Annotated in this window: 4 protein-coding genes; all 4 read right to left on the bottom strand. The window is 74.9% G+C overall.

Translation table 11 applies throughout. The features are described from left to right. Positions 1–112: 112 nt before the first annotated feature. On the bottom strand, positions 113–1,717 hold the full coding sequence (locus FNX44_RS20725; RefSeq protein ID WP_143650075.1) for a succinic semialdehyde dehydrogenase: 1,605 nt from the start codon (positions 1,715–1,717) through the stop codon (positions 113–115). A gap of 121 nt (positions 1,718–1,838) precedes the next feature. After that, positions 1,839–3,398, bottom strand: coding sequence for a serine/threonine-protein kinase (locus tag FNX44_RS20730; RefSeq protein WP_143650076.1), 1,560 nt, complete (start codon positions 3,396–3,398; stop codon positions 1,839–1,841). Positions 3,399–3,538: 140 nt separating this feature from the next. Then, positions 3,539–5,863: a heavy metal translocating P-type ATPase gene (locus FNX44_RS20735; RefSeq protein WP_143650078.1), complete on the bottom strand. Its 2,325-nt coding sequence runs from the start codon at positions 5,861–5,863 to the stop codon at positions 3,539–3,541. Between the two features lie 180 nt (positions 5,864–6,043). After that, the coding region (locus FNX44_RS28595) for a serine/threonine kinase C-terminal domain-containing protein (protein WP_500274144.1) at positions 6,044–7,686 on the bottom strand (1,643 nt) is incomplete at its 5' end.

Consider the following 7,686-nt stretch of genomic DNA (forward strand, 5'->3'; position numbering starts at 1 on the left):
CGCCCACCGGGACCCACACGCGTAAGATCGTCGGCAGCGTAAGATGTGTATAAGAGACGGGTGCGGCGGGGGGCGTGCGTCTATGGCGCTCCCCGACGCACGCCGTGACGTGTCAGCGGAAGCCGAGCGCCTTGAGTGCCTTGAGGGAGCGCGTCATGAAGTCGGCGTAGCCCTTGTCGTCCATGCCGAGGGAGGGCGCCATGGGCAGCAGTCGCTGGTGGGCGACGGTCTGCGCCTCGGTGTACTTGAGGATGCCCTCGGAGCCGTGGCGGCGGCCGAGGCCGGAGTCGCCCATGCCGCCCATGGGGGCCCGGACGCTGCCGTAGGCGGCCGCGTAGCCCTCGTTGATGTTGACCGTCCCGGTGCGCAGCCGGGCGGCAACGGCCTGGGCCCGGCGTGAACTGGTGGACCACACACTGGAGTTCAGCCCGTAGGGGGTGGCGTTGGCGAGCGCGACGGCCTCGTCCTCCTCGCTGAAGCGGTAGACGGAGACCACTGGTCCGAACGTCTCCTCGGTGCAGACGGACATCGGCGCCGAGACGCCTTCCAGGATCGTCGGCTCGTGGAACAGCGGGCCGAGATCGGGGCGCGGACGGCCCCCGGCGAGCACGGTGGCGCCCTTCTCGACGGCCTCCGCGACGTGCCGGGTGACGTTGTCCAGTTGGGCCTGGGAGACGAGGGAGCCCATGTCGGCGCCGTAGGCGAGGGCGGAGCCGAGCCGCATGGCCTTCGTGCGGGCGACGAACCGCTCGAGGAAGGCGTCGGCGACCGCCTCGTGGACGTACAACCGCTCGATGGAGATGCACAGTTGTCCGGCGCTGGAGAAGCAGCCGCGGACGGCGCCGGCGGCGGCCTTGTCGGGGTCGGCGTCGTCGAGCACGATCATCGCGTTCTTGCCGCCGAGTTCGAGCGAGCAGCCGACGAGCCGGGCGGCGGCACGCTGGGCGACGGCGCGGCCGGTGGCGGTGGAGCCGGTGAAGGAGACGTAGTCGCCGCGGTCGACGACCTCGGGGCCGATGACCGGGCCGTCGCCGAGCACGATCTGCCAGACGTCCTCGGGGAGGCCGGCCTCGATCAGCAGCCGGCGCGCCCACATGGCGGTCAGCGCGGTCTCGGTGTCCGGCTTCATCACCACGGCGTTGCCCGCGACGAAGGCGGGCAGCGCGTCGCCGACGGACAGTTCGAGCGGGTAGTTCCACGGGGCGATCTGGGCGACGACGCCGCGCGGGTGGCGCAGTTCGCGGACGTGGGTCAGCAGCGGCACGGCGCCCTGGTGGCGCCTCGGGCGCAGATAGGTGGGCGCCTTGCGGCCGTAGTGCCGGGCGGCGATGCTCACCGCCTGGATCTCCTCGTGCGCGTGCAGCCGGGCCTTGCCGGTCTCCAGCTGGATGAGGTCCAGTACCTCGCGCTGCCGTTCCAGGACGAGGTCGTGGAAGCGCAGCAGTACGGCGGCGCGGCGGCGGACCGGGACGCGCTCCCAGTCGCGCTGTGCGCGCCGGGCGCGCTGGAAGGCCTGCTCGACGTCCTCGGGGGTCGCCTCTGGCAGGTCGGCGAGCTTCTGTCCGGTGAACGGGGTGTGGCAGGCGGTGGTGCCGCTGCCGGCGACACCGGCGGTGAGTCGGGCGACGAGTTCCGGGGTGACCACGTCGGCGGCGGTGCGGCCGCCCGCCGCGGCCGTGGTCGAGGGGGCCGGCTGGCTGTCGAGCGTGTCCGTCATAGCGCAGAGGGTAGGCGGCGCCGAACGGCTTGGGTACCCGTGGGTAACAGTTTTCACGAAATCCTGCCAGTGATCGCTGGCGCGGACGTGTGCCGCCGGACGGGCGCCGGACGGCCCGGGGTCACTTCTGCGGGCGGAAGGACCCCAGCAGCCGCTCGTAGATCCGCATCCCCTCGTCGTGGGCCGTGCCCGGCTCGGCGGGCAGCCGGACCTGCACCCGCCACAGCCGGTCGCCGCCTCCGCCGTGGAAGAAGTACAGCCGCTGGTCCCTCGGCGCGTTGTCGTCGGCGCGCCGCTCCCGGGAGGTCATGGAGACCTCCGCGCCGTCCAGCTCGCCGTACTCCTTGACGTAGCTGTTCCCCGACACGTCCTTCAGGTCGTGCCGCCAGGCGTTGTCCTTGAGGTCGTCCAGGTGTTCCTCGGCGGCCCGCAGCGGCTCCTCCGCCGCCTCCGGGTGCAGCCAGACCTGGATCTCGTAGATGCCGTCGGCGGAGCTGAACCACAGCCAGCCGCGACCGTCGTCCGCCTCGCCCTTGCGGCGTTCGAAGTCCGCCGGGACCTCGAACGTCGCGGCCACGGTCTTCTCGGTGCGCTGCTCCCAGCCGTCCGGCTCCTTCGCGCCGAACGGGTCGAGCAGGACGAGCAGCAGAGCGAGGACGGCCAGCGCGGCGCCGCCCATGGCCGCGAACCGGGCGGGGCGGCTGCGGCGCAGCAGCGCGGCCGGACCGCTCCCGGCAGGCCCGCCGGCGAGCTGCGGCAGCCGGGCCGGTCCCGCCGCCACGTCGGAGAGCACCGCGCGGAGCTCCTCCACCGACGGCCTGGCGGCCGGTTCCTTCCGCAGCAGCCCCATGATCAACGCGCCGAGCGGGCCCTTCGCGCGGCTCGGGGCGGGCGGTTCGGCGGTGAGCACCGCCTGGAGGGTGGCCGGGGTGCCGTTGCGGCGGAACGGCGACAGTCCCTCCACGGCCGTGTACAGCAGCACACCGAGCGACCACAGGTCGGAGGCGGGCCCGGGGTGCTGGCCCAGCGCCCGTTCCGGCGCCACGTACTCGGGCGAGCCGACAAACGCGCCCGTCTCGGTCAGCGGCCGCTCGCCCTCCACCCGGGCGATCCCGAAGTCCGTCAGGACCACCCGGTCGTGCGCGCCGAGCAGCACGTTGTCGGGCTTCACGTCGCGGTGCAGCACCCCGCGCCGGTGGGCGGCGGCCAGCGCGCCGAGCACGGCGAGTCCGATCCGGGCCGCTTCCGGTTCCTCCAGCGTGCCCTCGGCGATCACGTCGCCCAGCGAACGTCCGTCGACCAGCTCCATGACGATCCACGGCCGGCCCTCGTCCAGCACGACGTCGTGCACGGTGACAACAGAGGGGTGGTCGATCTTCGCCGCCGCCCGGGCCTCCCGGCGCAGCCGTTCGAAGAACGACGCCCGGCCCGCCTCGTCGAGGTGTTCCGGCGGGCGGGGCTCCTTGACCGCCACGTCCCGTTCGACGACCTCGTCGAAGGCCCGCCAGACCGTTCCCATCCCGCCGTGGCCCAGGCGCCCCATCAGCCGGTAGCGGCCACCGACGCGCCGGACGTCACCGGGTTCCGCGGACAGTTGGGTGGGTACGTGGCCGGTGGTCGGAACAGGCGGCTGCAGGTCGTAGCTCGTCGGCTCCACGGGCCGCTCCCCCTCGTTGGACATGCGTCCATCACTATCGTGCCGGGCGGCGCACGCGCCAACCGGGTGGGCGAAAAGACGCGTTCGCGGTGGTCGAACCGGTGGTGCCGTGGCGCGGCGGTTGGGTGGTGCCGCAGTGCCGTGGCGCCGTGGTGCCGTGGGCTTCACGGGGCGAGGGAGAAGTAGTTCTCCTCCTCCTGCGCGAAGTGCAGGCGCAGGACGGTGTTCAGGCCGTAGAGGCAGGCGCGCAGGTCGTCGAGTTGTTCGGGGGCCAGGCCACCGCCCGTGTGGGCCAGCCGCAGGTGAGTGGCGACGCGGCGGGAGAGACGGTCGATCTCGGTGTGGGCGCGGCTCATGGTGCCGGTGGCCTCCGGTCCTCCGAGTGCGGACGCCAGCGCCGGGTAGAGCTGGTCCTCCTCGGCGTGCTCGTGGGGCAGCAGGCGTTCGGTCAGCAGGCGGTGCGCCTCCTCCACGGCGGCGAGGGCCGTCGGGCCGGGGCTGCCGGAGAGCCGGTCGGCGGCGGCGCGTACGGAGTCGAGGACGTCCCGCAGGTCGTCGTGTTCGGCGGCGAAGCGGTGGACCAGCGCCTCGGCGGTGGGTGTGAGGGTCGGGCGGGCGGACCGGTCGACGCGCAGCGCCCGCAGGGCGTTGAGGATCACGGCGACGTCGATGCCCTCCTGGAGCAGCGCTCCGGCGGCGGGCGGCAGCAGGCCGACGGCGGCGGCGGCCATCGCGACCAGCGACATGACCATGCCTCCCACGGCGCTCTGCACGGCGATGCGGCGGGCGCGCTGGGCGATGGTGACGGCGTCGCCGAGGCGGTCGACCCGGTCGGTCGTGAGCACGATGTCGGCGGCCTCGGACGAGGCGGTGGAGCCGTGGGCGCCCATGGCGACACCTACGTCGGCGGCTGCCAGCGCGGGAGCGTCGTTCACACCGTCGCCGACCATGACGGTGACCGCGCGCTCCCGCTCCTCGCGGACGGCGGCGACCTTGCCGGCCGGGGTCAGCTCGGCGCGTACGCCGTCCAGGCCGAGGACCGCGGCGACCTCGCGGGCGGGTGCCTCCCGGTCGCCGGTGAGCATCAGCAGCTTTCCGATACCTGCCGCGCGCAGATGGCGCAGCGTGCGCGGGGCGTCGTGCCGCACGGGGTCGCGCAGCAGGACGGCACCGGCCGGTTCCCCGTCGACGGTGACCCAGGCGACCGCCGCGCCGTCGAGGAGTGCGCGGTTGTCGACCGCCCTGGCCCACCCGGGCCGGGCGCCCGCCGTGTCGACCCGGCCGACCGAGACGCGGCGGCCGTCGACGGTGCCGGTGGCCCCCCAGCCGGGTTCCTCGGTCGCCTCCGCCGGGACGGAGAGGGCGAGGCCGCGTTCCCTGGCGGTGTCGACGATCGCCCGGGCCAGGACGTGCGGCGAGTACTGGTCGACGGAGGCGGCGAGCCGCATTACCTCGCCCGGCGTGGTGCCCGGGGCGGCGGTGACGTCCAGTACCCGGGGACGGCCACCGGTGAGGGTGCCGGTCTTGTCGAGCAGGAGGGTCCGAGCCCGCCCCAGGTTCTCCAGCGCGCCGCCGTCGCGGATGACCACGCCCAGGCGCGACGCGCGGGACAGACCGGAGACGATGGCGACCGGCGCGGCCAGCAGCAGCGGGCAGGGTGTGGCGACCACCAGGACCGCGACGGCCCGCACCGGATCGCCGCTGACCAGCCAGGCCGCGCCCGCCACCAGGAGTGACAGGGGCAGGAACCACGCCGCGTAGCGGTCGGCGAGGCGGACCACCGGCGCGGACTCCGCGCCCGCCTGCTGCGCCAGCCGCACGATGCCCGCGTAGGTGCTCTCCTCCTCGGTCGCGGTGGCGCGCAGTTCGAAGGCGCCGCCCGCGTTGACCACGCCGCTGCGGACCGGCTCGCCCGGGGGCCGTACGACCTGGAGCGACTCCCCGGTCAGTACCGACTCGTCCAGGACCGCCTCGGCGCTCTCCACCCGGCCGTCGACGGGGACGACCTCGCCGGTGCCGACCACCAGCAGGTCGCCGACGGCGACCCTGTCGAGTGGGACGGTCTCCACTCCGGCGTCCGTGCGGCGGCGCGCCGAGCGCGGCGCGTGTTCCAGCAGGGCGCGCAGGTCGTGCGAGGCCCGGCGCTGCGCCGCGGACTCCAGGGTGCGGCCGGTTGCCAGCATAAGCGCGATCAGAGCACCGGCCAGGTACTCGCCCACCGCAAGCGTGCCGCCGAGCGCGAGCACCGCGATCAGGTCGACGCCCGCCTGCCCGCGCCGCAGTGCGGCCACCACCCAGCCGATCGCCGGCACGATCGCGAAGAGCGTGCCGACCGCCCAGAACAGGTCCGCGAGTCCGCCGTCTCCGGCGAGCCAGGCGACACCGCCGCAGGTCAGGGCCGCCGAGGTGAGAACGAGGAGGACCGGTTCAAGCCGTGGTAGCGCGAGCGCGCCGCTCAGGCGCCGCGCTCGGCCCACTGAGTCCTTCATGACACGACCTCGGTCCGTCCGGGATGCCGGCCGCCATTGGCAGCCTCTCGTCCATCCCACCGCACCGGCCCGGGCCGGCGGGAGGGGACGTTCGGCCCTCGCCTGGTACCCGGACGTACCGACCCGGCCTTGCCGACCCGGGCGCGCGGGCGGTGCCGGGCGCGCGGGGCCGCCGGGGTGTCAGCCGGTGGTGCGGTAGGTGTCGACGACGGCCGTGAAGCGCTCGTCGATCTCCGCACGGGCGCTCTGCGGACCGGTCACCATCACCACGTGGTACTTGCCGCCCAGCAGCATCGCCCGGTTGCGGGCGACGAGCTGTCGGCCGCCGGCCTCCCAGCCGAACTCGCCCTCCGCCATGGCCGTGTCGCCGACGGTGATGGTCCGCACGCCGCTGCTGGTCTTCCAGCCCGTGGAGTCGCGGTAGCCGGACAGCTCCGGCTGGTCGGACAGCTGGTACTCGCGCGGGTCGGAGCCGTAGCGGTCGGCGCTGTCCCGGCCGGGCACCACGACCAGTTCGAGGCCGCCCTTGCTGAACCGCACCAGGCCGCTGCTGGTCTGCCCGCGCGCCCAGCCCTCGGGCACGGCGATGCGGAAACCGGCCGGGTCGTCCCGGAACTCGTAGCCGTCGGGGGCCTGCCCGGGTGCCGAGGAGTGCGGACTGCGGCTGGCCGTACCGCCGCCGTCCGGCGAGGGCCGACCGGTGCCGGACGGCTCGCCGCTCTTCTGCGGCCCCGCCGTCTCGGACGGACCGGGGTCGGCGGACGGCGGGACGGCCTCGGTGGGCGCGCCGCCGACCGAACCCCGCTGGTTGGCGCCCGTCTCCCCCGCCCTGGGCATCAGCAGCACGGCGAACAGCATCACCCCGACCACCAGCAGCAGCACCGCCAGCAGGATCAGCCGCCCCAACCGGCGCGGATCGGCCTGCGGTTCGGGAGGCGGTCGTCGCGTCCGCCGCCGCCCCGGCGGTGGCGCGGCGGGCTGCCGACGGGGCCGCCGCCACTTGGCGATCTCGCCTCGTCTTCGCAGTATCGGCAGCCGGCGGGAGTCCGAGCGCCCACCGGCGGGCGGCAGTTGCGCGCTGACCACGCGACGCCCCGCCTCCGGCTCCGGCGCGGACCGGATCAGCGACCGCAGCCAGCCGCTCAACTCCTCGAACTGCGGGCGCTCGGTGGGGTCCTGCCGCAGCAGGGACTCGATGACCGGCCGCAGCGGGCCGCACTCCTCGGCGTACGCGGGCGGCTCGGAGCAGACCAGCTGCACCAGCTCGGCGGTGTTCTCCTCCGGGTAGGGGGCGTGGCCCTGGACCGCGCGGAACAGCAGGGCACCCAGCGCCCACAGGTCGGCCGCCGGGCCGACCGGCGGCGCCAGCCGCCAGTTCTCGTAGACGGGACCGGCCTGTTCGGGCGCCCAGCGCTCGGTGACCGGGCCGACCAGCGTCATCCGCGCCTGCCGGGCCCGTTCGGCCGCGAGCGCGGTGGTCGGGCCCCGGTAGCGGCCGTCCTCGGCGGCCGGCTCGCCCCACGACGCGGCCGCCTCCCGGGCGCCGGGGGTGGCGCTCTCGGAGAGCGTGTCGTGGCCGGCGTAGCCGTCCTGGTCGGTGAACGTCCGCTGGTGGCGGGCGGCGGCCGACGGGCCGCCGGGTCGGTGCCCCGTGCCGTCGGCCTCGGGGCCGGGTGTGTCGTGGCCGGCGTAGGCGTCACCGGCGTAGGCGTCACCGGCGTAAGGGCCGCCCGTGTACGGGTCGCCCGTGTACGGGTCGCCGGTCAGCGCGTCCTCGTCCCGGGTGGGGCGGGTGGAGTCGGAGCGGTAGCCGAGGTGGGTGG

It is taken from the genome of Streptomyces alkaliterrae (assembly GCF_007097205.2).
In the GTDB taxonomy this organism is placed as follows: domain Bacteria; phylum Actinomycetota; class Actinomycetes; order Streptomycetales; family Streptomycetaceae; genus Streptomyces; species Streptomyces alkaliterrae.